At 67.5% G+C, this 24904-nt stretch carries 25 protein-coding genes; 18 read left to right on the forward strand and 7 right to left on the reverse strand.

The features are described from left to right. Positions 1-37 precede the first annotated feature (37 nt). The 10 genes from ABZ789_RS14505 (at position 38) to ribB (ending at position 11046) form a co-directional block, all read left to right on the forward strand. On the forward strand, positions 38-1006 hold the full coding sequence (locus tag ABZ789_RS14505; RefSeq protein WP_358424761.1) for a carbon-nitrogen hydrolase family protein: 969 nt from the start codon (positions 38-40) through the stop codon (positions 1004-1006). Further along, the gene (locus ABZ789_RS14510) at positions 1003-2655 is read left to right on the forward strand and encodes an amidase (RefSeq protein WP_358424763.1); all 1653 of its coding nucleotides are present in this window, start codon (positions 1003-1005) and stop codon (positions 2653-2655) included. The genes ABZ789_RS14505 and ABZ789_RS14510 overlap by 4 nt, the downstream gene beginning before the upstream one ends. After that, entirely contained in the window at positions 2648-4135 is a 1488-nt protein-coding gene (locus tag ABZ789_RS14515; RefSeq protein ID WP_358424765.1) for an MFS transporter, read from the forward strand. Before ABZ789_RS14510 ends, ABZ789_RS14515 begins: the two co-directional genes overlap by 8 nt. Continuing rightward, the gene (locus ABZ789_RS14520; RefSeq protein ID WP_358424766.1) at positions 4132-4803 is read left to right on the forward strand and encodes an isochorismatase family protein; all 672 of its coding nucleotides are present in this window, start codon (positions 4132-4134) and stop codon (positions 4801-4803) included. Before ABZ789_RS14515 ends, ABZ789_RS14520 begins: the two co-directional genes overlap by 4 nt. Before the next feature lie 130 nt (positions 4804-4933). Beyond that, positions 4934-6112, forward strand: coding sequence for a sugar ABC transporter substrate-binding protein (locus tag ABZ789_RS14525; RefSeq protein ID WP_358424768.1), 1179 nt, complete (start codon positions 4934-4936; stop codon positions 6110-6112). Then, the gene (locus ABZ789_RS14530; protein WP_358424770.1) at positions 6099-7637 is read left to right on the forward strand and encodes a sugar ABC transporter ATP-binding protein; all 1539 of its coding nucleotides are present in this window, start codon (positions 6099-6101) and stop codon (positions 7635-7637) included. Before ABZ789_RS14525 ends, ABZ789_RS14530 begins: the two co-directional genes overlap by 14 nt. After that, positions 7637-8665, forward strand: coding sequence for an ABC transporter permease (locus ABZ789_RS14535; RefSeq protein ID WP_358424772.1), 1029 nt, complete (start codon positions 7637-7639; stop codon positions 8663-8665). The genes ABZ789_RS14530 and ABZ789_RS14535 overlap by 1 nt, the downstream gene beginning before the upstream one ends. Positions 8666-8831: 166 nt before the next feature. Next, positions 8832-9335, forward strand: a complete 504-nt coding sequence (locus tag ABZ789_RS14540) for an NAD(P)H-dependent oxidoreductase (RefSeq protein WP_358424774.1) — start codon at positions 8832-8834, stop codon at positions 9333-9335. Next, entirely contained in the window at positions 9332-9829 is a 498-nt protein-coding gene (locus tag ABZ789_RS14545) for a flavin reductase family protein (RefSeq protein ID WP_358424776.1), read from the forward strand. Before ABZ789_RS14540 ends, ABZ789_RS14545 begins: the two co-directional genes overlap by 4 nt. Then, on the forward strand, positions 9826-11046 hold the full coding sequence (gene ribB, locus ABZ789_RS14550; RefSeq protein WP_358424777.1) for a 3,4-dihydroxy-2-butanone-4-phosphate synthase: 1221 nt from the start codon (positions 9826-9828) through the stop codon (positions 11044-11046). The genes ABZ789_RS14545 and ribB overlap by 4 nt, the downstream gene beginning before the upstream one ends. 181 nt (positions 11047-11227) lie before the next feature. Here the strand turns inward: ribB and ABZ789_RS14555 are convergent, their stop codons facing one another. Continuing rightward, complete coding sequence (locus tag ABZ789_RS14555) at positions 11228-11578, reverse strand: hypothetical protein (RefSeq protein WP_358424779.1); 351 nt, start codon at positions 11576-11578, stop codon at positions 11228-11230. A gap of 120 nt (positions 11579-11698) precedes the next feature. Between ABZ789_RS14555 and ABZ789_RS14560 the strand changes: the two genes are divergently transcribed. Genes ABZ789_RS14560 through ABZ789_RS14570 form a run of 3 tightly spaced genes read left to right on the forward strand, consistent with a single transcriptional unit; the run spans position 11699 to position 15529 of the window. Continuing rightward, the gene (locus ABZ789_RS14560; protein ID WP_358424781.1) at positions 11699-12757 is read left to right on the forward strand and encodes a DNA polymerase IV; all 1059 of its coding nucleotides are present in this window, start codon (positions 11699-11701) and stop codon (positions 12755-12757) included. A gap of 28 nt (positions 12758-12785) precedes the next feature. Then, positions 12786-14783 carry a DUF2232 domain-containing protein gene (locus tag ABZ789_RS14565; protein ID WP_358424783.1) on the forward strand — a complete coding sequence of 666 codons (1998 nt, stop codon included), beginning with the start codon at positions 12786-12788 and terminating at the stop codon, positions 14781-14783. After that, positions 14780-15529 (forward strand): energy-coupling factor transporter transmembrane protein EcfT, encoded by a 750-nt coding sequence (locus tag ABZ789_RS14570; protein WP_358424785.1) that lies wholly within the window; start codon positions 14780-14782, stop codon positions 15527-15529. The genes ABZ789_RS14565 and ABZ789_RS14570 overlap by 4 nt, the downstream gene beginning before the upstream one ends. A 4-nt stretch (positions 15530-15533) precedes the next feature. Here ABZ789_RS14570 and ABZ789_RS14575 read toward each other — a convergent pair whose 3' ends face one another. Next, entirely contained in the window at positions 15534-16184 is a 651-nt protein-coding gene (locus ABZ789_RS14575; RefSeq protein ID WP_358424787.1) for a DedA family protein, read from the reverse strand. Between the two features lie 403 nt (positions 16185-16587). On the opposite strand from ABZ789_RS14575, the gene ABZ789_RS14580 reads away from it, so the two are divergent. Then, the gene (locus ABZ789_RS14580) at positions 16588-17070 is read left to right on the forward strand and encodes a flavin reductase family protein (RefSeq protein WP_358424788.1); all 483 of its coding nucleotides are present in this window, start codon (positions 16588-16590) and stop codon (positions 17068-17070) included. 13 nt (positions 17071-17083) lie between these two features. Here the strand turns inward: ABZ789_RS14580 and ABZ789_RS14585 are convergent, their stop codons facing one another. Then, the gene (locus tag ABZ789_RS14585; protein WP_358424790.1) at positions 17084-18688 is read right to left on the reverse strand and encodes an MFS transporter; all 1605 of its coding nucleotides are present in this window, start codon (positions 18686-18688) and stop codon (positions 17084-17086) included. Positions 18689-18983: 295 nt separating this feature from the next. Then, positions 18984-19412, reverse strand: coding sequence for a PPOX class F420-dependent oxidoreductase (locus ABZ789_RS14590; RefSeq protein ID WP_358424792.1), 429 nt, complete (start codon positions 19410-19412; stop codon positions 18984-18986). 67 nt (positions 19413-19479) lie between these two features. On the opposite strand from ABZ789_RS14590, the gene ABZ789_RS14595 reads away from it, so the two are divergent. Continuing rightward, positions 19480-20259 carry a maleylpyruvate isomerase family mycothiol-dependent enzyme gene (locus ABZ789_RS14595; RefSeq protein WP_358424794.1) on the forward strand — a complete coding sequence of 260 codons (780 nt, stop codon included), beginning with the start codon at positions 19480-19482 and terminating at the stop codon, positions 20257-20259. 84 nt (positions 20260-20343) lie between these two features. Here the strand turns inward: ABZ789_RS14595 and ABZ789_RS14600 are convergent, their stop codons facing one another. Beyond that, on the reverse strand, positions 20344-20619 hold the full coding sequence (locus ABZ789_RS14600; RefSeq protein WP_358424796.1) for a hypothetical protein: 276 nt from the start codon (positions 20617-20619) through the stop codon (positions 20344-20346). A gap of 156 nt (positions 20620-20775) precedes the next feature. Beyond that, positions 20776-21606, reverse strand: coding sequence for a helix-turn-helix domain-containing protein (locus ABZ789_RS14605; RefSeq protein WP_358424798.1), 831 nt, complete (start codon positions 21604-21606; stop codon positions 20776-20778). Between the two features lie 38 nt (positions 21607-21644). On the opposite strand from ABZ789_RS14605, the gene ABZ789_RS14610 reads away from it, so the two are divergent. Then, complete coding sequence (locus ABZ789_RS14610) at positions 21645-22202, forward strand: TIGR03086 family metal-binding protein (RefSeq protein ID WP_358424800.1); 558 nt, start codon at positions 21645-21647, stop codon at positions 22200-22202. A 23-nt stretch (positions 22203-22225) separates the two neighbouring features. Then, positions 22226-23134 carry a pseudouridine-5'-phosphate glycosidase gene (locus tag ABZ789_RS14615; RefSeq protein WP_358424802.1) on the forward strand — a complete coding sequence of 303 codons (909 nt, stop codon included), beginning with the start codon at positions 22226-22228 and terminating at the stop codon, positions 23132-23134. A gap of 4 nt (positions 23135-23138) precedes the next feature. On the opposite strand, the gene ABZ789_RS14620 is transcribed toward ABZ789_RS14615, so the two are convergent. Further along, a complete protein-coding gene (locus tag ABZ789_RS14620; RefSeq protein WP_358424804.1) occupies positions 23139-23804 on the reverse strand; it encodes an NUDIX domain-containing protein in 666 nt (221 codons plus the stop codon). Between the two features lie 61 nt (positions 23805-23865). Here ABZ789_RS14620 and ABZ789_RS14625 point away from each other — a divergent pair, with 61 nt between their 5' ends. Next, positions 23866-24846, forward strand: a complete 981-nt coding sequence (locus tag ABZ789_RS14625; protein ID WP_358424806.1) for an ADP-ribosylglycohydrolase family protein — start codon at positions 23866-23868, stop codon at positions 24844-24846. The last annotated feature ends 58 nt before the right edge of the window (positions 24847-24904 follow it).

Consider the following 24904-nt stretch of genomic DNA (forward strand, 5'->3'; position numbering starts at 1 on the left):
CGCTCCCACCCGCCATCCCATTTCCCGGAGGTTCCTTTTGACTTCGCGCACCCTCGACGTCGCCATCGTTCAGGCCGGCGAACTGACCGAGGACCTCCTCGGCAACCTTGCCGGACTCTCCGCCCTCGTGCGCGCGGCAGCGTCGCCCGACGACGACGGCGCCACACCGGACCTGGTGGTCCTGCCAGAGCTGATCACCACCCCCTACTTCTGCACCAGCCACGAGGTCGACCGCACGTCCTGGGCCGAGACCATCCCCGGCGGCGCCACCGACCTGTTCGGTGCACTCGCGCGAGAACTGGGATGCGCCATCGCCTTCGGGGTCTTCGAACGTACCGCCCACGACGTCACCCATAACTCCGTCGTGATGATCGACGCCACCGGGGAGATCCTGAACTGGCGCACCTCCGATGGCGGAACACTGCCTGCCTACCGGAAGCTGTCGCTGCCCGCGAGCAAGGTCGGTGACGTCGACATCGACGAGAAGTACCATTTCGCGCCCGGGCAGACGCCCGTCACCGTCGACGCCTTCGGAACCCGATTCGGGTGCGTGATCTGCTACGACCGCACGTTCCCGGAGAACTGGGCCGTTGCCCGCGCGCTCGGCGCGGAGGTGATGCTCGCGATCGTCTCGTCGCTCGGTACCCGCGAGGACCTTTTCCTCGCGGAACTGCAGACGCGTGCCCTCGAATCGCAGATGTGGATCGTGGCCGCCAACCGGGCGGGCCCGGAAACTCTCAACGAGGTGACGGTCGACTATTTCGGGCTGTCGTGCGTGATCGCACCCAACGGAGCGATCGTCGCCCAGGCTCCGGCTCATCGTGCCGGGGAGACGCTGCGCTTCACCCTCGACCTCGACGCCGTCTCCACGCAACGCGCAGCCTTCCCGCTGACCCGGGACCGGCGTCCGGACGTGCTGCGCCTGCTCGCCGACCTGACCGCGGGCACCGTGAGGCCCGCTCCGCTGCCGCGACCGGCCCCCGCGGCCACGGAGGTGCTCCGGTGACCACCACCGACTATCCCGACCTCACCGCTGAGGCGGCCGAGACCGTCGACGACCTGCTCCCGCAGGCCCGCGCCGACATGGAACCGCTGCTCGGGGCCGGACGACTCACGCCTCTGGCCTCGGCGCCGGACGGCCCGGCCTGCGAACCGGCGCATTCCTCCGCGTTTCTCGCGGCGAGCCCCGTCCCCACATCTCCGGTCGACGCACCCGCCTACACCGCCCGCGTCGACGCTCCCGCGCACGAACTCGGCGTCGTCGACCTGCTCGCCGCCTACCGGTCCGGCAGGACCGCCCCCACCGCCGTCCTCGCCGCGCTGCGGGCCCGATGGAGCGACCCGGCGCTGTCCGGAGGGGCCGTCCTCGCCGTGGTCGAGGGCGCCGACGACGCGGCAGCGGACTCGGACCGACGGTGGAGCGACGGCACTGCGCGCCCCCTCGAGGGCATCTTCTTCGCAGTCAAGGACATCATCGATGTGGCCGGGGCTCCTGTCACCGCCGGTTCGCGCACCACCGGCGACCGCATCGCGGTGACCGACGCGACCGTCGTAGCCCGCCTCCGCGCAGCCGGAGCCATTCCCGTACTCATGACCGCCACCACCGAGTTCGCCTGCGGTGCACCGCACAACGCGCGCTACGGTGCCGTGACCAACCCGTGGGACCGGAGCCGGTGGACGGGTGGATCGTCGACCGGATCGGCGGGTGCGCTCGCCGCGCGGCTCGTGCCGTTGGCGCTGGGCACCGACACGGGTGGCTCCATCCGGGTGCCCAGCGCCTTGTGCAATCTCACGGGCATCAAGCCCACCTACGGTCTCGTACCGCGTACCGGCGTCGCGTCGCTGTCGTGGACCCTCGACCACATCGGTCCCATGGCGCGTTCCGCCGCGGACCTGCGGATCGCCCTTGAGGTGCTCGCCGGACCCGACGGATACGACCCTGCCGCCGTCCCGGACGAGGCGGCGCGGCAGGTGCGGGACGGGCTCGCCGCGACCGATGCTCCCGGCCCGGTCTCACTGGCCGGCGTTCGTCTCGGTGTGCCCACTACCTGGTTCACCGAACTGTGCGACGCCGGAGTGCTCGCCGCCTGGGAGGCGGCCGTGGACACCTTCCGTCAGCTCGGCGCGGAGATCGTGCCGGTCGACATCCCCGAAGCGCACCGCCTGCACGACGACGTCACGATCGTCATGACCTGCGAACTGGCCTCCAATCAGGAGGACTCCCTGGAGAAGTTTGCGCTGTACGACATCGGTACGCAGGTGCGGATCGCGCGCGGACTGGTGCCCTCGGCGGTGGACTACCTGCGGTCGGTGCGCCGCCGCGCGCTCGCCCAGCGGGAGACGATCCGCGCGTTCGACGCCGCGGGTATCGATGTGCTCGTCACCCCGGGGATCGGTGCCATAGCGGCCCGGTTGTCGGATGTGACGATGGAGATCGACGGTGTGCGGTACCCGATGCAGTCGGTCGTCGGCCGCAACACCGGCCTGTTCGACTATCTCGGCCTGCCCGCCGTCATGACACCTGCGGGATTCTCCGAAGGGATGCCGGTCGGCGTGCAGTTGGTGGGACGGCCGTGGGCGGACGATACGTGCCTGCGCCTGGCTCAGGTGCTGCAGTCCGTCACCGACGTCCACGACCGTCGTGCCGATGGCTAGCCTCACTGCCCGGCGTCATCCATATCCGTGGCGGGTCTTCGCAGCAACCAGTATCGGCGTGGTCGCCGTATTCATCAGCCTGAGCGGGCTGACTGTCGCGCTGCCCACCGTCACTCGCGAACTGGATGCCTCCGGCGCCCAGTCCACGTGGATCCTGCTCGGCTACATGCTGGTCACCACAGCACTGATCCTGGTGTTCGGCAGACTCGCCGACATCCTCGGTCGTCGGCCGCTCTACCTGGCGGGTCTGGTCACGTTCACAGTGGCCACAGGTCTGTGTCTGCTGGCGCCATCTGCGGGTTGGCTCATCGCGGCGAGAGTGCTCCAGGGTGTCGGAGCCGCAGCCGTGGTCACCAACAACACGGCTCTGCTCACGGACACCTTCCCGCCGCGGCTGCTCGGCCGCGCGCTGGGCTGGAACGCGACCGTCGCGGCCGTGGCCCAGGTCGTCGGCCCCCTCATCGGTGGAGCAGCCACAGCAGCCCTCGGATGGCGGGGTCTGTTCGTCGTCGTACTGCCCGTCGGGATCGCGGCCATCGTTGCCTCGTTGTGGGTGATTCCGCGCAGTCCTCGTACGAGTGTGATCCGGGAACCCTTCGATCTGACCGGTGCTGTCCTGTCCACCGCGCTGCTCACCGCAGTCGTTCTGGCTCTCACCCCGGGGGTCGATTCGGTCCCCTGGTTGCCGTGGGCATGTGGGGGCGCGAGTTTCGTCCTCTCCATGGCCTTCGTCGTCGTCCAGGTCCGCCGAACCCATCCGCTCGTCGACGTGTCGCTCTTCCGGGAGCGTGGGATAGCCCTCGTTCTCGTCGCGGTACTCGTGAATGCCGTTGCAACCTACGCCGTGACATTGCTCGTCTCTCTGTACGGGCAGGCAGTGAACGGTATATCCGCGGTGGCGGCGGGAGCTCTCGTGATGCCTGTCGCATTCGGTACCGTAATCGCTGCAGCGGCAGCCGGTTCCCTCATGCTGCGCTTCAGTCCCCGCGTTCTCACCGCGATCGGAATGGGGCTCAACGCGATCGGATTGCTCGGTGTCGCCCTCGTCTTGTCCGACGATGGTGGAGCACTGGCAGCGACTGCGCCCTTCCTGTTCGTTCTCGGTTGCGGGTCAGGGTTGTTCATGACACCGAGTACCAGTGCGCTCATGTTGACGGCACCGTCGGACCGCCGCGGAATCGCCAACGGTCTGCGTTCGACGTTGCAGAACGTGGGCTATCTGCTCAGTACCGCACTCGCACTGGTCTTCGCCACGGTCGGTCTCAGTGCGACCGCCCGCCAAGCCGCCTACGGCGGCACACTCGGTGCGCTCGGAAGTGATGAAGTGGCCCGTTTCGTCGACAACGTTCGCTACGTGAGCCTCGCACTCGCCGCGGTCGCCGTGGTGGGAGTCTTCGTCTGTCTGTCTTTTCCCCGCCGCAACGTCACTGCGGCAGTTCATCCACTCGAATCCGTCACTTCACTCAAGGAGTCAGCTTGACCACCGCAGATCGCATCGAACAGGCCGCAGACTACGTCCGAGCCGGCTTCGGGCAGGAACTCCGGCCGGGAAATCGTCCCGCCCTTGTCCTCGTCGATCCCGCACGGGCATACATCGATCCGGAATGCCCCCTCTATGCGGGGGTGGAATCCAATGTCGAGGCCATGAAGGCCCTGCTCGCAGCTGCGCGCGCCGCAGGAATCCCCGTGGTGGTCACGGAAGTCCGCCTACGGGCCGACGGAGCCGATGCCGGGGTCTTCTTCAAGAAGTCGGGCACGCTGGTCGCGTTCTGCGAAGGAAGTCCGTACGGGGAGTTCATCGAGGGACTCGAACCCACCTGTGCCGAAATGCTGGTGACGAAGAAGTATCCCAGCGCCTTCTTCGGCACCACTCTCAACTCGCACCTGACCTCGCTCGGAGTGGATACGGTGCTCATCGCGGGCTTGTCGACGAGCGGCTGCGTGCGAGCAACCACCCTGGATGCCATGCAACACGGTTTTATTCCGATCGTGGTCGAAGAGGCTGTAGGAGACAGGGACTCGTCCATCCACAACTCGAACCTGTTCGACATGCAGCAGAAGATGGCCGAGGTGTGGCCGCTGGCGCGAGCGCAGGACTACCTGGCGGAGATCTCAACACTCCACGACGCGGATCGCGTGCGCATTTAACACGAACGATCCAAGTACGCCGCTACGTGCAACACGCCGCGGATACATTCGAATTCATCACCTTTCGAGCCTGTCCCGCAACGACGCGGTCGCTTCTTCTTCGGCACTTCTCATCCTCCCAGGAGAATCCATGCGTCATTCCCTTCCCGGTCGCGCCGCGATCGCCGCGCTCGCCTTCTCGGCCGTCTTCGGTCTCGCCGCATGCAGCAGTGAGGGCTCGGGTGGCGGCGACGTGTCCGACGCGGACGTCACCGCCGGGCTCGAATACGCTCGCGCCCAACTTGCCCTGTACGAGGCGGATCCGGAGTTCACGCTCGAGGCCGAGCCGTTTCCGATGAAGGACATCGCCGGCAAGACGATCTTTGCGATTCCCACCAACAGCGAGAATCCGTACAACGTCGCTGTCGACGAGGAATCGAGGAAGGTCGCCGAACGTTATGGGGCCACCTGGATCGAGTACACGAACCAGGGCCAGCCCGCCCAGTGGGCAACCGGCGTCGAACAGGCCGTGAACCAGAAGGTCGACCTCATCATCCTGTCACAGGGCGTCGATGCCTCCCTGATCAAACCAGCGCTCGAAAAGGCGGATGCCGCTGGAATTCCCGTCCTGCTCACCCATACGATCCTGCGCGGCGAGTCGGTGCCCGCGGATCTCGAGGGACTGATCGACGCCACGACAGACGCCCCGCTCGCCGAAGCCAACCGGCTCACCGTCGACTGGATGATCGACCGCACGGACGGGGAGGGCAATGCGCTGATCATCACCTCCAACGAGGTTCCGCCGGCCAAGGCCGAGGTGGCCGCGATGGAGGATGAGATCGCACAGTACTGCCCGAAGTGCACGTACAAGATCGTCAACGTCCCGGTCACCGAGTGGGCCACCAAGATCCAGTCCGAGGTGCAGTCCGCGCTCTCCGCCGACCCGAACATCAATTTCATCCTGCCCATCTACGACTCGATGTCGCTCTACGCCCAGTCGGGTATCAAGGCCGCCGGCAAGACCGGGCAGGTCGAGATCTCGTCGGTCAACGGCACGCCCGCCGTCCTCAAGATCCAGCAGGACGACGGCATCGTCACGATGAACGTCGGTGAGTCCATCCCGTGGCTGGCGTGGGCGACGATGGACCAGGCCGGTCGCCTCCTGCTCGGCTACGACCCCGTTCCGAACGGCGCGCAGGAGACCCCGCTCAAGCTCATCACCGCCGAGAACATCGATGAGACCGGCACCCCGCCGCAGCCCGACAAGGGCTACGGCACGGCCTACGTCACCGGCTACGAAGCACTGTGGGGTCCCAGTGAGCAGTCCTGATCCCATCGTCAACATCGTCGGTTTGTCCAAGACCTTCGGTGAGCACACGGTGCTGAAGAAGGTCGGCCTGACGATCCACGCCGGCGAGGTGCACGGACTGCTGGGGGAGAACGGCTCCGGCAAGTCCACACTCATCAAGGTCCTCGCAGGCTTCCACGCCCCCGATCCCGGCGCTGCGCTGCAGGTCCGCGGGCGGGACGTGTCCCTGCCCGTCCCGGCGGGCGGGTTCCGTGACCTCGGCATCAGCTTCGTCCACCAGGATCTGGCGCTCGTGCCGGATCTGTCGGTGGTCGAGAACCTCCGTGTCGGACCGGTCGTGGCCGGGTCGAAGCCGTGGATCTCGTGGCGACGCGAGAAGCGCACCGCCCATGCATTGTTCGAACGTTTCGGCCTCCACGTCGACCCCGAGGCTCCGGTGGCGAGTCTCGACGAGACCGAACGTGCCCTTCTCGCTATCCTGCGGGCGACCGAGGAACTGGGGGAGCGCCGCACTCTGCTCGTGCTCGACGAGCCCACAGTCTTCCTGCCGCGCGAGGGCACCGACCTGCTGTTCGACGTCGTCCGCGAGATCGTCGCCGACAAGAAGGCCGCCGTCCTGTTCGTCTCCCACGACCTCGACGAGGTGCTCGAACACACCGATCGTGTCACCGTTCTGCGCGACGGGGTGTCGCAGGGTACGCACCGTACCCGCGACCTGACGGCGACCTCGCTCATCGACCTCATCGTCGGGCGCAGTCTCGACTCCGCCGACCCGCGCGTCGCCGGGCCCACCCGCGACTTCGCGGAGGCACCGGTCCTTGCGCGGGTCGAGGACCTCGAGACCGCCACCGTCGACGGTGTCGGGTTCGATGTGCGGCCCGGCGAGGTCGTCGGGCTCACCGGCATCGCCGGCTCGGGCTACGACGACGTGCTGCCTGCTCTGTACGGGGCCCGGCAGGCCCGCGGGGGACGGTTGACCGTCGACGGAGACAGCATGGCCCTGCCCGCGATGACGCCGATCGACGCTCTTGCCCGCAAGGTCGTCTACGTTCCACCGGACCGCAAGGTCGAGGGCAGCGCCCCCGAACTGACCGTCGTCGAGAACGTCACCCTCCCGCTGCTGGGCACAGGGTTCGTCAAACCGCGGGCGTTGACGGACATCGCGACCGCGCTCGCAGAGCACTGCGACGTCCGTCCTCGCGACCCGCAGGCCGTCTACGGGTCGCTGTCCGGCGGCAACCAGCAGAAGGCTCTGCTCGGCAAGTGGCTCCAGACCGACCCGGTGCTGGTGCTCCTCGCCGAACCCACCCAGGGTGTGGACATCGGTGCCCGTGCCCGCATCTTCGAAATGCTGCGGGAGACCGCGCGCGGGGGAGCGGGCATCGTCGTCGCCAGCTCCGACTACGAGCAGTTGTCGGTCCTGTGCGATCGCGTCCTCGTCTTCTCCCGCGGGCATGTTGTCGCCGAACTCACCGGCAACAGCCTGTCCAAGCACCACATCTCGGACAGTGTCCTCGGTCTGACCCGACAGGAAGTGAGCTCCTGATGTCCGTCACCATCGACAATTCCACCCCTCCTCGAGCCGCCGAAGCGGAGCCGGATTCGTCTCGGTCGCGTTCCTTCGGACCGATGTTCGAAAAGTACGCCCTGGTACTGGCGCTCGTGGCAGTGGTCGTCTTCTTCAGTATCCTGCGGCCGGAGATATATCCGACGGCGAACAACCTGCAGAACATCCTCGGTTCGCAGGCAGTGCTGCTCATTCTGGCGCTCGGATTGATCGTGCCCCTCACGGCCGGCGAATTCGACCTGTCTGCGGTGTCGACCATGTCGCTGTCGGCCATGACCATCGCCGTGCTCAACGTGCAGCACGGCTGGTCGCTGCTGTCCGCCATCGCCGTCGCCGTCCTCGCGTGCCTCGTCGTCGGCCTGATCAATGCACTGCTGGTCGTGCGATTGCAGATCGACTCGTTCATCGCGACCCTCGGTAGCGGCACCGTCGTCCTCGGTACGGTGCAGTGGATCTCGGACTCGACCTCGGTCACCGGCATCGATTCCGGCCTCGTCGATGCCACCATCGGCACCCGCATCTTCGGAGTCTCGCTGCAGTTCTACTACGCCCTCGCACTCGTGCTGATCATGGCGGTGGTCTTCCAGTACACACCGATCGGACGACGCCTGCTCTTCGTCGGACGCGGTGCCCAGGTCGCGCGGTTGAGCGGTCTGCACGTCGACCGCATCCGCGGTGGTGCCCTCGTCACGTCGGCGCTGGTCGCCGCGCTCGCGGGCATCGTCTACGCCGGCATGCTCGGCGGTGCCGATCCGTCCTCGGGCCAGTCGTTCATGCTGCCCGCCTTCGCTGCAGCCTTCCTCGGTGCCACCGCGATCGTCCCGGGCCGCTTCAACGCCTTCGGGACGCTGGTCGCCGTGTACTTCCTCGTCGCCGGCGTCGTCGGGCTGCAGATGCTCGGCGTAGCCAGCTTTGTCCAGCAACTGTTCTACGGCGGCGCACTCGTGATCGCGGTGGCGCTGTCCGGGGCGGTTCGACGCCGCACGACATCACGTGGCACACGCTGAGGCGGCGGAATCGAGGTGTCTTCGCAGGGCCGTCCTGATCTGAGCCGCCTTCATCCGCTTCCCGACGGCGCAATATGTACGCCACATTCAGGCTTCAATTCCGACACACGAGTCGGGTCGAATAACCGGTGACAGGCGGAACGCCTCGCCTGAAAAGGAGATCCACATGAAGGTCACAGTCGTTGCCGGCAACCCGAAGCCCGGCTCCCGCACTCTGGATGCCGCCACTCTGCTGGCGACCGCACTCACCGGAGAAGCCCCCGACGACGTCGTCGACGTCGTCACCCTCGGACCGGGCCTTCTGTGCTGGGGAGACGACGCGGTGAAGACGGCCGTCGAGACCGTGGCCGCTTCCGGCCTGGTGATCTTCGCCAGCCCGACCTTCAAGGCCACCTACACCGGCATCCTGAAGTTGTTTCTCGACCAGTTCGCCACCGGAGACGGCTTGCGCGATGTCACCGCCGTGCCGCTCATGCTCGGTGCCGGACCCGCGCACGCCATGGCTCCCGACCTGTTGCTCAAGCCTGTACTCGTCGAACTCGGCGCCACATGTCCGGCTCCCGGTCTCTACCTGCTCGATTCCACCTACACCACCGACACCCGGATCGCCGAGTACGCCGAGCGCTGGGCGCCGGTGCTGCGGTCCACAATCCGGACGGAGGCATCATGACCACCCTCGCCCTCGACGGCGCCACCTTGCGCCGCGCATTCGCCCACGTGCCTTCGGGTGTCGTTGCGATCTGCGCCGACACCGGCAGCGAGCGCATCGGCATGGCGGCGAGCACCTTCGTGCCCGTCTCGCTCGACCCGCCGCTGGTTGCCTTCTGTGTGCAGAACACCTCGACCACCTGGCCGAAACTCGAAGCGCAACCGAGGCTCGGCGTCAGCGTGCTCTCGTCCGAACACGACATCGCGGCACGGGTGCTGGCGGCGAAGAACGGTGATCGCTTCGCTGGGATCGAGACCGAGACACGCGACGGCGGAGCACTGTTCATCAACGGCTGCGGGGTGCGGATGGACGTGTCGATCGAACAGCAGGTGCCGGCGGGCGACCACGCCATCGTCGTACTGCGGGTACACGAACTGCACTGCGACGAAACGGATTACGAAACAGAGCCGATCGTCTTCCACCGCAGTTCCTTCCGACGGTTGGTGGCCTCGTGAACCGCGTCGAGGCGGCGCTCGATGCCTTGAGGGCCGGTAGGCCTGTGCTGGTCTCGGACGACGCCTCCCGCGAGAACGAAGGTGACGTGATCCTCGCCGCGCATCAGGCCACACCCGAGTGGATCGCGTGGACCGTGCGGCACACGTCCGGTCTGCTGTGCGCACCGATGACCGGTGCCCGCGCCGACGCTCTGGATCTCCCGGCGATGGTGGCAGAGAACCAGGATCCGAAGCAGACGGCCTATACCGTGACGGTGGACGCCGCGCGCGGCGTCACGACCGGGATCAGTGCCGCGGACCGTGCGACGACTCTGCGTGTGCTCGCCGATCCCTCGTCGACGTCGCGGGATCTGATCCGTCCGGGCCACATCCTGCCGCTGCGCGCGCGTCCGGGAGGAGTCCTCGAACGTCCGGGTCACACCGAAGCCGCCGTCGATCTGTGCGCCCTTGCGGGAGTGCCGCAGGTCGGAGTGATCGCCGAACTCGTCGCCGACGACGGATCGATGATGCGGATGCCCGAGATCGAGGCCCTCGGGGCGCGACACGATCTACCGGTGCTCACGATCGAGGAATTGATCAATTATCGCTCCGCACATCCCTTTCCGTCACCCGCCGTGCCGACGGGGCGGGTCGTGAGAGCCGACGAGACGCTGATGCCGACCCGCGTCGGGACGTTTCGTGCCGTCGGTTTTCTCGACCGTCAGACCGGGGCCGATCATCTGGCGCTGATCTCCGGGCCGGTGGGCGACGACACACTGGTTCGCGTGCACTCGGAATGTCTGACAGGAGAGTCGTTCGCGTCGCAGCGCTGCGAGTGCGGTCCTCAACTCGATGCCGCACTCGAGCGGATCGCGCACGAAGGTGGCGTCCTCGTCTATCTGCGGGGTCACGAGGGGCGGGGGATCGGACTGCTCAAGAAACTTGCGGCGTACCGATTGCAGGACGACGGCCTCGATACGGTCCAGGCCAATCTGGAACTCGACGAACCGGCGGACGGTCGTGAGTACGGCGGCGCCGCGGCGATCCTTCACGAACTCGGGATCGGCTCGGTTCGGCTCCTGACCAACAACCCCGCGAAGATCTCGGGACTCGCGGACAACGGCATCGTTGTCACAGGCCGGGAACCGCTGCACGTCGGCGTCGTAGCGGCGAACGTGCGCTATCTCGAGACGAAGCGGCGGAGGATGGGGCACATGCTCCCCGCGGCGCAGAGCTGATTCGAGAATCCTCGCTGCACGAAGCGAGGCTCACCGTTACTGCAGCGCGCGCGAACCCCGGTTCGGCGAGCGAGGACTCGCCCGGCAGTTCTTCGGTCACGAGTCCACATGCGGGCTGCGTCGGTCCGCCGGTAGGCACCGCGCTGCCGACCTGCGCACGGCCCGGCATCGACATCGGGCTTCAGAGGGGATCGAGTTGCACGACGACCGTCGTGCGGCCCTTCTCGTCGCGCCGCGCCACGGCGTGCCCGGTGCGTTCGCTGTCGAGCCCGATCCGGATGGGTGCGCCGTCGCCGAGGAAGGTGCGCCACCAGGTCTTGCTCTCGGCACGGGCTACGCCGATCGTGACGGTATCGCCGTCGCGGCGGTACACCACCGGCAGCGTGATGGTTCGTCCCGATCTGCGGCCGACGTAGGTGATCGGTACGACGCCCCGCCGCGCGAGTCCGCCGATCACCGGCAGGCGCAGCACGGCCAGGACCGTTCGGTTGAACCGGTCGGGTGATTGTCCGGACGCGCTCTTCGCTGCCATGACTGCCCCTTGTTCGTACGGTGCGGCAATTGCACCACGTGCGGGCACGCATCGGAACATGTCGAACCGCTCGCCCGGAATCCGTGCCGCACCCGTGGCGAGCGTCCTACGGTTGTCGGCATGGGCACGCCCGGCCTCGACCAGTGGGTCCTCCACGTCGACCTCGACCAGTTCATCGCCGCGGTCGAGGTGCTGCGCAATCCGGAGTTGGCGGGACGGCCGGTGGTGGTCGGCGGTCGCGGCGACCCCACCGAGCGCGGAGTGGTTTCCACCGCGTCGTACGAGGCTCGGGAGTTCGGGGTGGGGTCGGGGATGCCGTTGCGGGTCGCGGCACGCAAGATTCCGGACGCGATCTTCCTGCCCGTCGACGCCGAAACCTACAACGAGGTGTCGCAGGTCGTGATGGACACGCTGCGCGGACTCGGCGTGGTCGTCGACGTGCTCGGCTGGGACGAAGCGTTCCTGGGAGTCGTGACCGACGATCCCGAGGCGTTCGCGCGCCGGGCACAGGCCGCGGTGCACGACGCGACCGGCCTGCACTGCACCGTCGGGATCGGCGACAACGTCCTGCGCGCGAAGATCGCGACGGGCTTCGGGAAGCCCCGCGGCGTATTCCGGCTCACGCGCGACAACTGGTTCGCCGTGATGGGTGAACGCTCGCCCGATTCGCTGTGGGGCGTCGGCTCACGCACGGTGAAGAAACTCGACGAGATGGGTATCCGCACGGTCCGCGAGCTGGCCCGGGCACCTGTCGACGCGATGGCTGCGCGATTCGGACCCAAGATCGGCCCGTGGCTCGTCGGTCTCGGAGCCGGGGCCGGCGCGACGGAGGTCTCGTCTGAGCCGTGGGTGGCCCGGTCACGGAGTCGGGAGACGACCTTCCAGCACAATGTCGGAGACTGGAGAGTGATCGCCGACTGCGTGCGCGACCTCGCCGCACGTGCAGTCGACGATGTGCGCGGTGAAGGACGAGCGGGAGTGCGGGTCGCGCTGAAGATCCGCTACGCGCCGTTCGTCACCCACACCGCGAGCGTCGCCCTTCCATCGCCTACCGCGGACCTCGGGGCCGTGACGGATGCGGCCGTCGGGCTGCTCGACCGCTTCGATCACGAACGCGAGGTCCGGCTGGTCGGGGTGCGGGTCGAGATGACGCCACCGGAGAACCCGCAGTCACGCTAGCGGCTGGCAGACTGGGCCGGTGCGATCGGTGACCAGGACACGGGGCCCTCTTCGACCACCGGAGGCCGCCGCCGCGGCGGTCTTCGGAACGCTGACGGCAGTGCTGTCGGTTGTCGCCGGGCTGATACCGGTCGGTGTCGCTCAGGTGCTCGTCGCGCTTCCCGTGGCCTTCCTCGCTGCCACCGGCCGCCTCCGCGCGATCGTCGCCGCGACGGTCGCTGCCGGGGTGGTCGCGCTCGTGGCCGGAGGACCGTTCGCCGTCGTCTCCGTCGTCGTCCTCTCCGGTATCGGCACGCTCGTCGGCTTCGCCCATCGACGGTGGGGCAATGCTGCGGTCTTCGCGGTACTGGCAGGAGCCGTCCCGGCCGGGCTGGCGCTCGCGGCCGCCGCCTGCGGACTGTTGCTGCTCTTCGACCAGACCCGGATCCTGCTGCTCGAAGCGCTCGAGACGTCGATGCGCGGGACTCTCCGGGCATTCGAGGCCGCCGGTGCGGGTGAGCAGTTCGTCGACACCTGGGAACGAACCCTCGAGATCATGGTGCGACTGTGGTGGGTGTGGATCGGCGGTGCCGTCTTCGTCGCCACCGTCGGTACCGCACTGCTGTGTTTCGGGATCTTCCGCCTGGTAGCGCTGCGCAGTACGTGGGCGACGCGTTCGGTCGACTGGCCGGCGGAGAACCGGTCCGCCGACCCGGCTCCCTTGCCTGTCGCGTTGCGGCTGGCCGGATACCGATATCCGGGAGCCGACCGCGATGCCCTGTCGGACATCGATCTCACGATCGAACCGGGAGAGTTCGTCGCGATCGTCGGGGGCAACGGCTCGGGTAAGTCGACACTGGTGCGGTTGCTCGCGGGTCTCGGTCCCACCGCCGGCCTGGTGGACCGGCCCGGACCTGTCGGGCTCGGACGCCCCGGTGGAACGGCGATGATCTTCCAGCATCCCGAGAGTCAGGTGCTCGGCCGTACGGTCGGCGAGGACCTGCTGTGGGGGACCGACGACGTCGACGTCGACGAGTTGCTCACCCAGGTCGGTCTCGTAGGGATGGCGGACCGTGCCACGGAGGAGCTGTCCGGCGGCCAATTGCAGCGACTCGCGCTGGCAGGTGCATTGGCCAGGCGGCCCGCACTGCTCATCGCCGACGAGATCACCGCGATGGTCGATGGGGACAGCCGTGTGGAGCTGATCCGCCTGCTCGCGAACGTGGCACGGGCAGGCACCGCTGTCGTACTCGTCACCCATCTCGACGACGAAGCCCGCGCTGCCGACCGCATCGTGCACATCGCCGACGGCCGGATCGTCCCGCAGGTCGCTCCATCGCCGCTGCCGGAGCCGGTCACGGCGACCGCGCCCGCCTTCCCGCAACCGATCCTCGAACTGCGCGATGTCACACACGTCTACGCGGCCGGCACGCCCTGGGCGCATACCGCACTGCGCGAGGTGACGCTGACGATCTGCCGCGGAGAAGGGGTACTGGTGGTCGGGGAGAACGGTTCGGGCAAATCCACACTCGCGTGGATCCTTGCGGGACTGACCCGCCCCACCCGCGGAACCGCGGTCCTGCACGACACACCGACCGCCGACCTGCACGGAGAGGTCGCGATGGTCTTCCAGCAGGCCCGGCTCCAGCTACAGCGACCCACCGTCGCGCAGGAGATCTCCGAGGTGGCCGGGCTTCCGCACACCGATCACGGTTACGTCGCCGCCGTTCTGCACCGCGTGGGCCTTCGTCCGGAGTTGATCGACCGGCCGATCGACCGTCTCAGCGGAGGGGAGATGCGGCGTGTCGCGATCGCCGCGCAACTTGCTCGCACTCCGCGGGTGCTGGTGCTCGACGAACCACTGGCAGGACTGGATCTGCGTGGCCGCCGCGAGATCGTGTCGATCCTCGCCCACCTGCGTGCGGTGGAGCACGTGACCGTGGTCGTCATCTCGCACGACCTGCACGGAATGGAAGAAGTGTGTTCACGCACCGTGGTGCTCGAAGAGGGACGGATCGTGGAACAGTCGGGAGCGGTGACCGCATGATTCGCACTCGGAGCCGGCCGAGGCGCCCGCTCATCCTCCTGAGACCCGTACCACGGGAGACACCCCTGCACCGCGTGTGGGCCGGCACGAAGGTCGTCTCGGCGGCGGCGTTGTCGGTGGCGGTGAGTTTCGCTCCGAGTTGGACCGGGTTCGGCATCCTGTTCGCTGTTCTGGTGGTCGGGGTGCTGGTTGCACGTGTCCCTCGCGGTGCGGTACCGACGATTCCGTGGTGGGTGTTCGCATTCGTCGCCGCCGGTGCGGTACTCAACGCGGCGGGAGGAGGGATCGTCGCCTATGTCCGGGCGATCCTGCTGGGAGTGGGGCTGCTGGTTCTCGCCTCGCTCGTCGGGTGGACGACGCGACTGTCCGACCTCGTGGATGCTCTGCCGGTCCTGTTCGCGCCGCTGCGGCTGCTGCGATTGCCCGTGGACGAATGGGTGACGGTCTGCGCGCTGGCGCTGCGGGTGCTGCCGACTGCTCGCGCCGAGATGCGCGTGCTGTTCGCTGCTCGCAAGGTCCGCGGCCGGCCCGGCCTCCGCAACCCGGCGGGTTGGTGGCACGAGGTGATCGATTCGGCCGGTGCGGTGGTGTCGGTATCGATGCGGCAGATCCGCGACCTCGGCGACGCCTTGTCGGTGCGTGGCCCGCGATCGGCTGCTCGCCCGCCGCTGCGACTGCGTCTCGGTGACGTGGTCACCGTGCTGGTCGTGGCGGGCGCGTGCACCGCGATGGTCCTCTGGGGGTGATCTCTCAGTTGTGGTCTTTCGCGCGCACGCGGGAGCGAATGCGACGCACCAACCCGTAGCCGATCACGCCGACGACGACGGCGAGCACTACGTACTGCAGCACCTCGGCATACGGTTCGACAGCACTCCAGTTCTCCCCGAGTTGGTAGCCGGCCAACACGAAGATCGAGTTCCAGATGAGGCTGCCGGCGGTGGTGAAGGCGAGGAACTGCCAGGTCGGCATCTGTGTGACACCGGCGGGGATGGAGATGAGACTTCGGAAGACGGGCACCATCCGCCCGAAGAAGACCGCCTTGCGGCCGTGCCGATGGAACCAGTCGGTCGAACGTTCGAGGTCCTCGACATCGACGAGCGGCAACTTCCTGACGACCGTGCGGATTCGGTCCTCACCCACCCATCGGCCGATCGAGTACAGGCCGAGCGCGCCGACCACCGATCCGAGGGTTGTCCAGAACAATGCCCCGAACAGAGTGAAGCTACCGAGGCTTGCGGCGAACCCGGCGAGCGGCAGGATCACCTCGCTCGGGAGCGGCGGGAAGAAGTTCTCGAGGGCGATTGCGATACCGGCACCGAGACCGCCGAGACGGTCCATCAGATCGAGTGCCCATCCTGCGAGACCGTCGGTGGGCGCTGACTGAGAATCCGCAACACTCATCCACCAGACGTTACCGACGCGCGGCGGAGGCTTCCGCTTGCACGGATCGAAGCCGTACGGACCGGACCGGCCGAGCGGGGTGATGGCGAGTACTGTTCGCCTTCCATCGGAGGGCCGGTCCCGCACGGAGAGTTCCGGCGACGTTCGTTGTCGTCGCGGACAACCCGAAGCCCGGGGCCTGCGTTGCCGGTGCGGGAGCCGTAGCTGCGACCGGGCGAGATGCCGATCACAGTGTGCCGGTGGTCACATGCAAACAGAGACCGCCTGGCGGAACGGGGCGCCACCACCCCGGGGGTGAGCCCTGTATCTTCACGAGTCGACGCACACAACCGATACCCTTCTCGCGGATTACGCCGAATGCTGCACGTTCGGTGTCGTCCGCCGCAATTCGAAGCGAGGCCTCATGACCACTCTCGACGGACTCTCTCTGCGGCAGGCCTTCGCGCATGTGCCCTCCGGTGTGGTCGCGATCTGCGCCGAGGTGGACGGGGAGCGGATCGGGATGGCCGCGAGCACCTTCGTGCCCGTCTCGCTCGAACCGCCGCTCGTGGCCTTCTGTGTGCAGAACACGTCGACCACGTGGCCGCGTCTGTCGTCCCTCCCGCATCTCGGCATCAGTGTGCTGAGCGAGGAGCACGACGGCGCGGCGCGGGTTCTCGCTGCGAAGAACGGCGACCGCTTCGCCGGTATCGACATCGAGACCCGTGAGGGCGGCGCCCTGTTCGTCTCGGGCACGAGCGTACGGATGGATGTGACCGTCGAGCAGGAGGTACCGGCGGGCGATCACGCGATCGTCGTGCTGAAGATCAACGAGCTGCTCACCGACGCCGACGTCGAGCCCATCGTCTTCCACCGCAGCTCGTTCCGCCGCCTGCTCGCGTCCTGAGCGACCGGGCAGACTACGGCGGCGATGCTCCGGCCGGCCGGCGGGGCAGTCGGCCGGTGCCGAACAGGGCCGCGATCGCGAGCAGGGCGGTCACGGCGAACGCGACACGCAGCGCTTCGAGCCGGGCATCGGCGTTGACCGAGATGAGCGCATCTGCTGTGGCCGGGTCGACCCCGGCGTTGCCCAGCTCGGACTGTAGCTGAGTCGTGGAGAGGAACGGGACACCGTCGGCCAGTTCGGTGGTCGCCTGCTGCTGTACTGCAGGGGGGACACCGGGGTTGTTCTCGATCCCGGCGACGACCGACGACGTGAGGGTCGCGATCAGGATCGATCCGACCAGAGCGGTGCCCAGTGACGCACCGAGATTGGTCGCGGTGTTCTGCAAACCGCCGACCTCGGCGCTCTCCGAGTCGGGCACGGACGAAACCGTGAGCGCACCGAGTTGTGAAGCCAGCGCTCCGAGGCCGAGTCCCATGAGCAACATGGGGATCGCCACCACGGCCGCCTCGGCGCCCGGGTCCATGCCGGCGACGAGGATCAGGATTCCGAGGATCATCGAGGCCAGTCCCGAGCGCACCACCCGCCGAGGATCGGCGTGCGGCCGTAGCTTCGGAATCACCGTTGCGGCCAAGACGAGCGCGATCGACAGCGGCAGGATGCGCACTCCCGTCTCGATCGCGCTGAGTTCGAGCACGACAGACAGGAACAGCGGGACGGAGAAGAACACGCCGGCCTGAACGGCGAACTGTGCGAAGAACATCGTCAGGCCGCCGACCAGTTGCCTGTTGGCGAACAGTTCCGGATCGACCAGGGGGGTACGCCCTCTGCCCTGGAGAGCGCTCTGCCATCGCGCGAAGGCGTAGAGCACCAGCAAGCCCGCGACGAGCAACCAGACGACCGGGGACAGGCCCAGTACGGCAGGTCCGTTCGGTTCGGCCTGCACCCAGCCCCACTCACTCGATCGCAGGACACCGTAGACGATCGAGCCCAATCCGAGTACCGACAATGCCGAGCCCACGAGGTCGAGGTGGACCCGTTGGGGAGGGACGTCTTCGACGCGGCGCAGCACGAGCAGGATCAGCACCACGAGAACGACCTCGCCGAAGAAGACGTAGCGCCACGACGCGTAGGTGGTGACGGCGCCGCCCAGCAGCGGACCTACGGCGACTGCCGAAGCGCCGGCCGCCGCGACCAGACCGTAGGCTGCCGACCGTCGCTCGGGAGCGAAGTTGGCCGCGACGAGGGAGACGATCGCCGGCATGATCAGGGCGGCGCCGACACCTTCGAGCAACGACCAGCCCAACAGGAGGACCGTGAGATTCGGGGCCAGCCCCGTGGTGAACGAGCCGATACCGTAGATCACCAGTCCGATTCCGAATGCGCGCCGTCGGCCGAGGATCGTCCCGACCTTCCCGCCCGTGATCATCAGCGACGCCATCACCAGTGTGTACAGGGTGATCGCGGTCTGAATACCGGTGATCGTGGTGTCCACGTCCTGCGCGACCGTCGCCATCGACACGTTCATCACCGAACTGTCGAGGGTCATCAGGAACTGCCCCGACGCCAGCACGCCGAGCACCAGCGTCGAACCGGAACGGACCTCCGATTGCGACGACACCTCTCCGCGTCCCCGTGCTCAGGCCGATGGGAACGGCCGAGAATGCCCGATGTCGTTGCCGTCTCGCATCGTTCTCTGCTGCAACATGTCTCACTCCTCGCGTTCGAACGTCACGAGCACGTCTCCGGTGTCACCGCTGCTGCGCAGGTTCGTCGAGAAGCGTCTCGGGCCTGCCGCCGAGCATTCCCTCAGGAAGTCACTTGTGAGTGAATACGCCTCCAGCCTACGGTCGTCTCGTCCGGATCTCCCCGATCTCCGCGATTCTGTCCCGTGGGGATCTCGATGCGGCGCGGGATCAGCGTGTGGCGCCGTAGAAGCGGGAGACAGCCACACGCAACAGCAACCTGCGATCGGCGACCATCGCGGCACGGAAGTCGTCCCAGTCCGGATGCTCACCCTGCACGGCCCGGTACAGCGCCACAAGCTGTTCGACGGTGTCGTCGTGCGGATCCGCTGCCACCGTCGACAATTCGGCCTCACCCTCCGCGACGGCATAGGACCACTTGTCGCCGGATTCGACGAACAGGCTCACACGCGGGTCGCGTCGTATGTTGCGCGTCTTGGCTCGGTCGTCGGTGACGGAGACGAAGAACGTACGGGTGTCGGGCTCGTACCGATAGGTGATGTTCGACAGTTGTGGTCGTCCGTCGCGTTTGAGCGTCACGAGAGTTGCGACACCGGTGGGCGCGAACAATGCTTCGAGTGCGGTCTCGTCGGCCGGCATGGTGCTCAGATTACGGGCGGCGGTGCAGAATCGGTGCGGATATCGGGCCGAATACGGAGGGCAGCGCATGCTGGACTACGCGCGTTACTGCGGAGAGATCGTCGCGCAGACGGAACTGCTGGTCGCATCTCTGACCGGGCAGGACACGACCACGCCGGTGCCGTCGTGCCCCGGATGGAATGTCGGTCAACTCGTCCGGCACGTCGGCTACGGCCACCGGTGGGCTACCGAGGCGGTCCGCGGGCGCGGGGCCATGCCCCGCACCGATCGTGCGATGCGGGAGTTGTCTGGCTACGCCGCGGAGACGCCGGACGAGCTGATTCCGTGGTTGCGGGAGGGTGCGCGGGAACTCGACACCGCGCTGCGGGAGGTCGGCCCGAACATCCGGGTGTGGACGCCGATCCCCGGAGGCAGGAAGACCCCGGGCTTCTTCGGTAGGCGGTTCACTCACGAGACTGTGGTTCACCGTGCCGATGCTGCGCTGGCGCTGGGCACGCCGTTCGAGGTGGCACACGACCTTGCGGTCGACAACATCGACGAGTGGTTCGTGCTGGCGGAGGTCGTGTGGCCGAGACGTGACGTGGAACGGCATCGCGCGCTGCACGGACCGAACAGGACACTGCATTTCCATGCGACGGACACGTCGGCGGAGTGGGTCGTGGACCTGACCGGAGAAGAATTCGTGTGGCGACATGCGCACGAGAAGAGCGCGGTCGCGGTGCGCGGACCCCTGACGGATCTGCTTCTGGTGCTCTACCGCCGGCGTCCGGTGGAGGCAGCTGGCGTGGAGGTCTTCGGTGACGCCGATTTCCTGGCATCGTGGCTCGAGGTCAGTGGCTTCGGGTAACCGCACCGCGGCGGCATCCGGTGGCCGCAAGGCGGGCGGGTGCGGCGCGGCCACCGGATGTGTCTCAGAGCGACCGAATGTGTCTCAGAGCGACAGGCGCGCGGCGGAGTACGCGTGACGGATCGCGTCGAGTGCACTGGTGCAGGGGATGTGCGCTTCGCGCAGCGAGTGGATCACCTCGGCGGTCGATCCGGTCTGCTCGAAGGCACTACCGGCGGCGACGGCCCAAGCGACTTCGCCAGGCTCGAAAGTGCGAGTGGGTTTCCATCCTCGCTGAGGTGCGAGTTCGCGCAGCGTGCTCCAGTGCGCCACTTCGTCCGCATCCGGGCGTCCGATGAACAGTAGACGGTCGTGTCCCACGATCAACCCCTTTGTCCTTCGTCGTGCTTCGACAGGTAAGTCGTGTGTTCTGTGTGGTTCGTTACATCTACCTGATCGCGGACGGTTATAGGCTTATGACACGCCACCATGTGGTAGCGGCATCTCGATGCGTCGAGACCGCCTGTGGCAAGACGGTCATTCGACGCCGAAACGCTCGGCGAATGCCCCGGGGGTCATTCCGACGACTCTGGCGAAATCGCGCACGAAGTGCGGTTGGTCGGCGTAGCCGAGCACGGCGGCGACCTCCGACAGCGATGCCGACCGTTCGCGCAGTCGTTCGGCGGCCTCTTGGAGCCGTCGTCGCTGGATGAGCCACTTCGGGGTCAAACCGATCCGCCGCTGGACGAGACGCTGCAGGGATCGTTCGGTGAGGTCGAATTCGGCTCGGACCTGCTCCACGCGCAGTACGTCGGAATTGTCCTCGACGAACGCCACCAGCCGGTTGACCAGTCGGCTCTCGTCGCCGATCGGCAGATACGCACGCAGCATCTCGTCGAACGCTTCGGTCGCCGCGCGATGCGAATCCGGTGAGTGCGGCTTCGGCATCATCGCATCGCGGATCTGCGCGGTCGCACGCGCACCGGCCTCGCCCAGGAGGTCCGTCAGGTCCACGGCGCGGTCGGTGAACGCCGCGAGCGACCTGCCGCCGGTGAGCAGGGCCCCGGCGGCAGGACTGAGCATGCAGCCGACCGCCCAGCCGTCGCCGGTGAGTGTGATCGTGGACAGCCCGTGGTCGACGCCGTAGAAGTGGGCATAGTCGTGTGCGACCACCACCTGGCAGACCGGGTAGCGCAGTACGCGCTGGGGCGCTTCACGGCCGGGGGGCACCGACCAGACAGGAATCCAGTACCGCTGCATCAGCTCGGTGAGGCCCGGAGTGGCGGGGTATCGGTGGATCGTGTGTGAGGCGTCGTGCGGATCCTTCAGATGAGCCCGCTCGATTCGGTCGCGGCCGTCGGGTTTCATCAATACCTCGCGCTCGGTGTGTCGTCAGAATCGAGCTCATGAATACAACAGCATTGCGATACGCGGAGGCCGAACGACCGCTCACCGAGGTGATCGCGTCTCTGCGCGACACGGATTGGGACGCGCCGTCACCATGTGAGGGCTGGACGGCGCGCGACGTCCTGACGCACATCATCGACACTCAACGTGAATTCTTCGCCGGTCGTGGTCTCGAGGTGGGCGATCGGCCCGATCCGGTCCGGCCCGCCGAGGCGTGGAAGGAGCACACGGCGCGTGTCGCCGGGATCCTGGCCGACGACGGGGTCGTTTCCACGGCCTACGAGGGATATTTCGGACCGACGACGGTCGGCGAAACCTTCGAACAGTTCTACATCTGGGACATGTTCGTACACCGCTGGGACATCGCGCGAAGTGCGGGTATCGACCTGAAGTTCTCGGATGGTGAACTCGATCGGATCGAGGCCGGCGCCGACAGCTTCGGCGACGCGCTCTACATGGACGGCGTGTGTGCGGACGCTCTGGCTGTGGCCGAGGATGCCGACCGCACGACCCGCGTCCTGGCGAGAATGGGCCGCAACCCAGCCGCAACGGTCTGATCACCCGCGTTATCGTCGGTCGTATGAGCGAACCGATCCGCGTCGCGGACTTCGTGTGCGAGGCGATCGCGGCCGGTCGGCCGGTGGTGGCGCTCGAATCGACCATCTTCACGCACGGGCTGACCCGTCCCCGCAATGTCGAGGTCGCGCTCGACGCCGAGCAACGCCTGCGCGACTCCGGTGTGGTGCCTGCGACGATCGGCGTCATCGACGGAACCCCCACCGTCGGCCTGTCGGAGCAGCAGATCCGCATGCTCGCCGCCGAGGACTTCCCGGCCGTGAAGCTCGGCGTTCGCGACCTGCCGGTCGCGGTGGCGAAGAGCCTGCACGGCGGCACGACGGTGTCGGCGACGGCACTGCTCGCACATCGCGCGGGCATCGGTGTGTTCGCTACCGGTGGTCTCGGCGGAGTGCACCGCGGAGCGGCGTCCACCTTCGATGAGAGTGCGGATCTTGTCGCGTTGGCGACACTTCCGATCCTGGTGGTGAGTGGAGGCGTGAAGTCGATCCTCGATGTGCCGGCGACCCTCGAACGGCTCGAGACGCTCGGGGTGATCGTGGTCGGTTACCGGACGACTCGATTTCCGGGCTTCTACGTACGCGACAGTGGTTGCGTGGTCGACGAGGTCAACTCCGCGGAGCAGGCCGCGGAGATGGCGCGGGCCCGGGACGGGTTGGGGTTGCGGTCGGCGGTTCTCGTCGCCAATCCGGTGGCTGCCGAGGATCAGATCGATCCGGAACTGCACGACCGTGTGCTCGCCGAGGCCGAGCGGGCGGCCACGGATGCCGGGATGCGGGGCAAGGCTCTCACGCCGTTCCTGCTCGACCACATGCATCGGGCCACCGAGGGGCGCACGCTCGACACGAACGTCTCGGTCTACAGGAGCAACGTCGCTGTCGCCGCCGAGATCGCACATGCGCTGGCGCGCTGACGTCTCACTGCAGGAGGAAGGCTGCTGTGGAGGCCGGTAGGGGAGTGCCGCGTCGGCGGTAGATCTCTGCGGGGCGTCCCGTGCCTTCCCGCCGCAACTCTCCGGTGGGTTCCAGCCCGTGCAGCAGATGCCGGCGGAAGGTGTCCTTGGGATAACTGCGTGCGTACAGGGTTTCGTACAGCAGGCGCAGGTCGAGCACGGTGAAACTGTCACCGAGGAAGTTGCCGGGGTCGACCTCGGCGGCGCATCGGCGGCGCAGATCGTCCACGGCCATCCCGACGATCTCGGAATGGTCGAAGGCGAGGTGTGCGGTGTCCGTCGTGGGCGCGAGGTGCGCCTCGGCGGGGATCTCCGCGACGGGCACCGCGGCGCCGTGGGCCATGGACAACACCCAGCCGCGATCGTCGCGTTCGGGGTCGTCGAGCATTGCCAGCTGATGGAAGTCCACGCCGGTGAGCCCGGCCTTGTCGCGAAGGGCGCGCTCGGCGGCATCGGCGAGCCGTTCGCCGGGATGAAGGAAGGTGCCCGGCAGCGCGTAGCTGCCGTCGGGACGTTCGACGACCAGCACTTTCAGCACCTCGTCGACGGTGAGCACCGCGACGTCCACGGCCACCGAAGGCCGGGGATAGTCGGTGAGCGACTTTCCGGTCGAGTCGGTCGATGAGCCCATGGTGGACATTCAATCATTGATGCGCTAACTTTAGCGCAGCATTGATCGAAGAGGGGTTGTCATGGAACCGACCGCAGCACAGCACGACCGGGCCGCCGGTGTCCTGCTCGCCACCGCAGCGGGGGACGCGCTCGGTGCCGGATACGAATTCACCTATCCGACAGAGGATATGCGTATCGACATGATCGGCGGTGGTCTCGGGCCGTTCGAGCCCGGCGAGTGGACCGACGACACGTCCATGGCACTGGCCGTCGCCGAGGTCTCGGCGACGGGGGCGGACATCGGAACGGGCGCGGGTCTCGATGCGGTGGCCGCGCAGTTCCGCCGCTGGTACGCCACGAATCCGAAGGACATCGGCAACCAGACGAGCGCCGTGCTCCGCGCGGCGGGACCCACCGCCGCCACCATGCAGGCCCGTGCCCGGAGCCTGCCGGGCCGCACCGGCGGCAACGGTTCGCTCATGCGCACCGCGCCCGTCGGCCTGGCATATCTCGACGACGCCGAGCGGTGCCTGGCTGCGGCCCACGAGATCAGCAGCCTCACCCATGCGGACGAACAGGCGTCGGAAGCGTGCCGGTTGTGGTCGTTCGCCATCCGTCACGCCGTCCTCCACGGCACCTTCGACGGTGTGCGGCTCGCCTTGCCCCACCTGCCGCGACCCGCCGCGCAGCGGTGGACGGCACTGCTGGACGAGGCCGAGACCGCGACGAACCCGCGAGTGTTCGACAACAACGGCTGGGTCGTCCACGCCTTGCAAGCCGCGTGGTGGGCGATCACGCACGCACGTGCGGACGGACCGGGACACCTGCCGGAGGCGCTCGAACTCGCGGTGCGGGCCGGCAACGACACCGACACCGTCGCCGCGATCGCCGGAGGGTTGCTCGGCGCTCGGTGGGGTGCGTCCGCGGTGCCGGAGCGGTGGCGTCGCATGCTGCACGGATGGCCGGGCTACCGAGCCGACGACCTCGAGCGCCTCGGCCTTCGTACAGCCTGGGGAGGAGTGGACCACCGCGAGCGGATACTGCCGATCGGCGAAGCGTGAGACACCGCGCCATCGCGCGGGTGCGTCCGTCCGGGCCCACGATGCGGTAGACACGACC

Origin of the sequence: Rhodococcus sp. NPDC047139 (assembly GCF_040643435.1) — a bacterium.
Taxonomy (GTDB): domain Bacteria; phylum Actinomycetota; class Actinomycetes; order Mycobacteriales; family Mycobacteriaceae; genus Rhodococcus.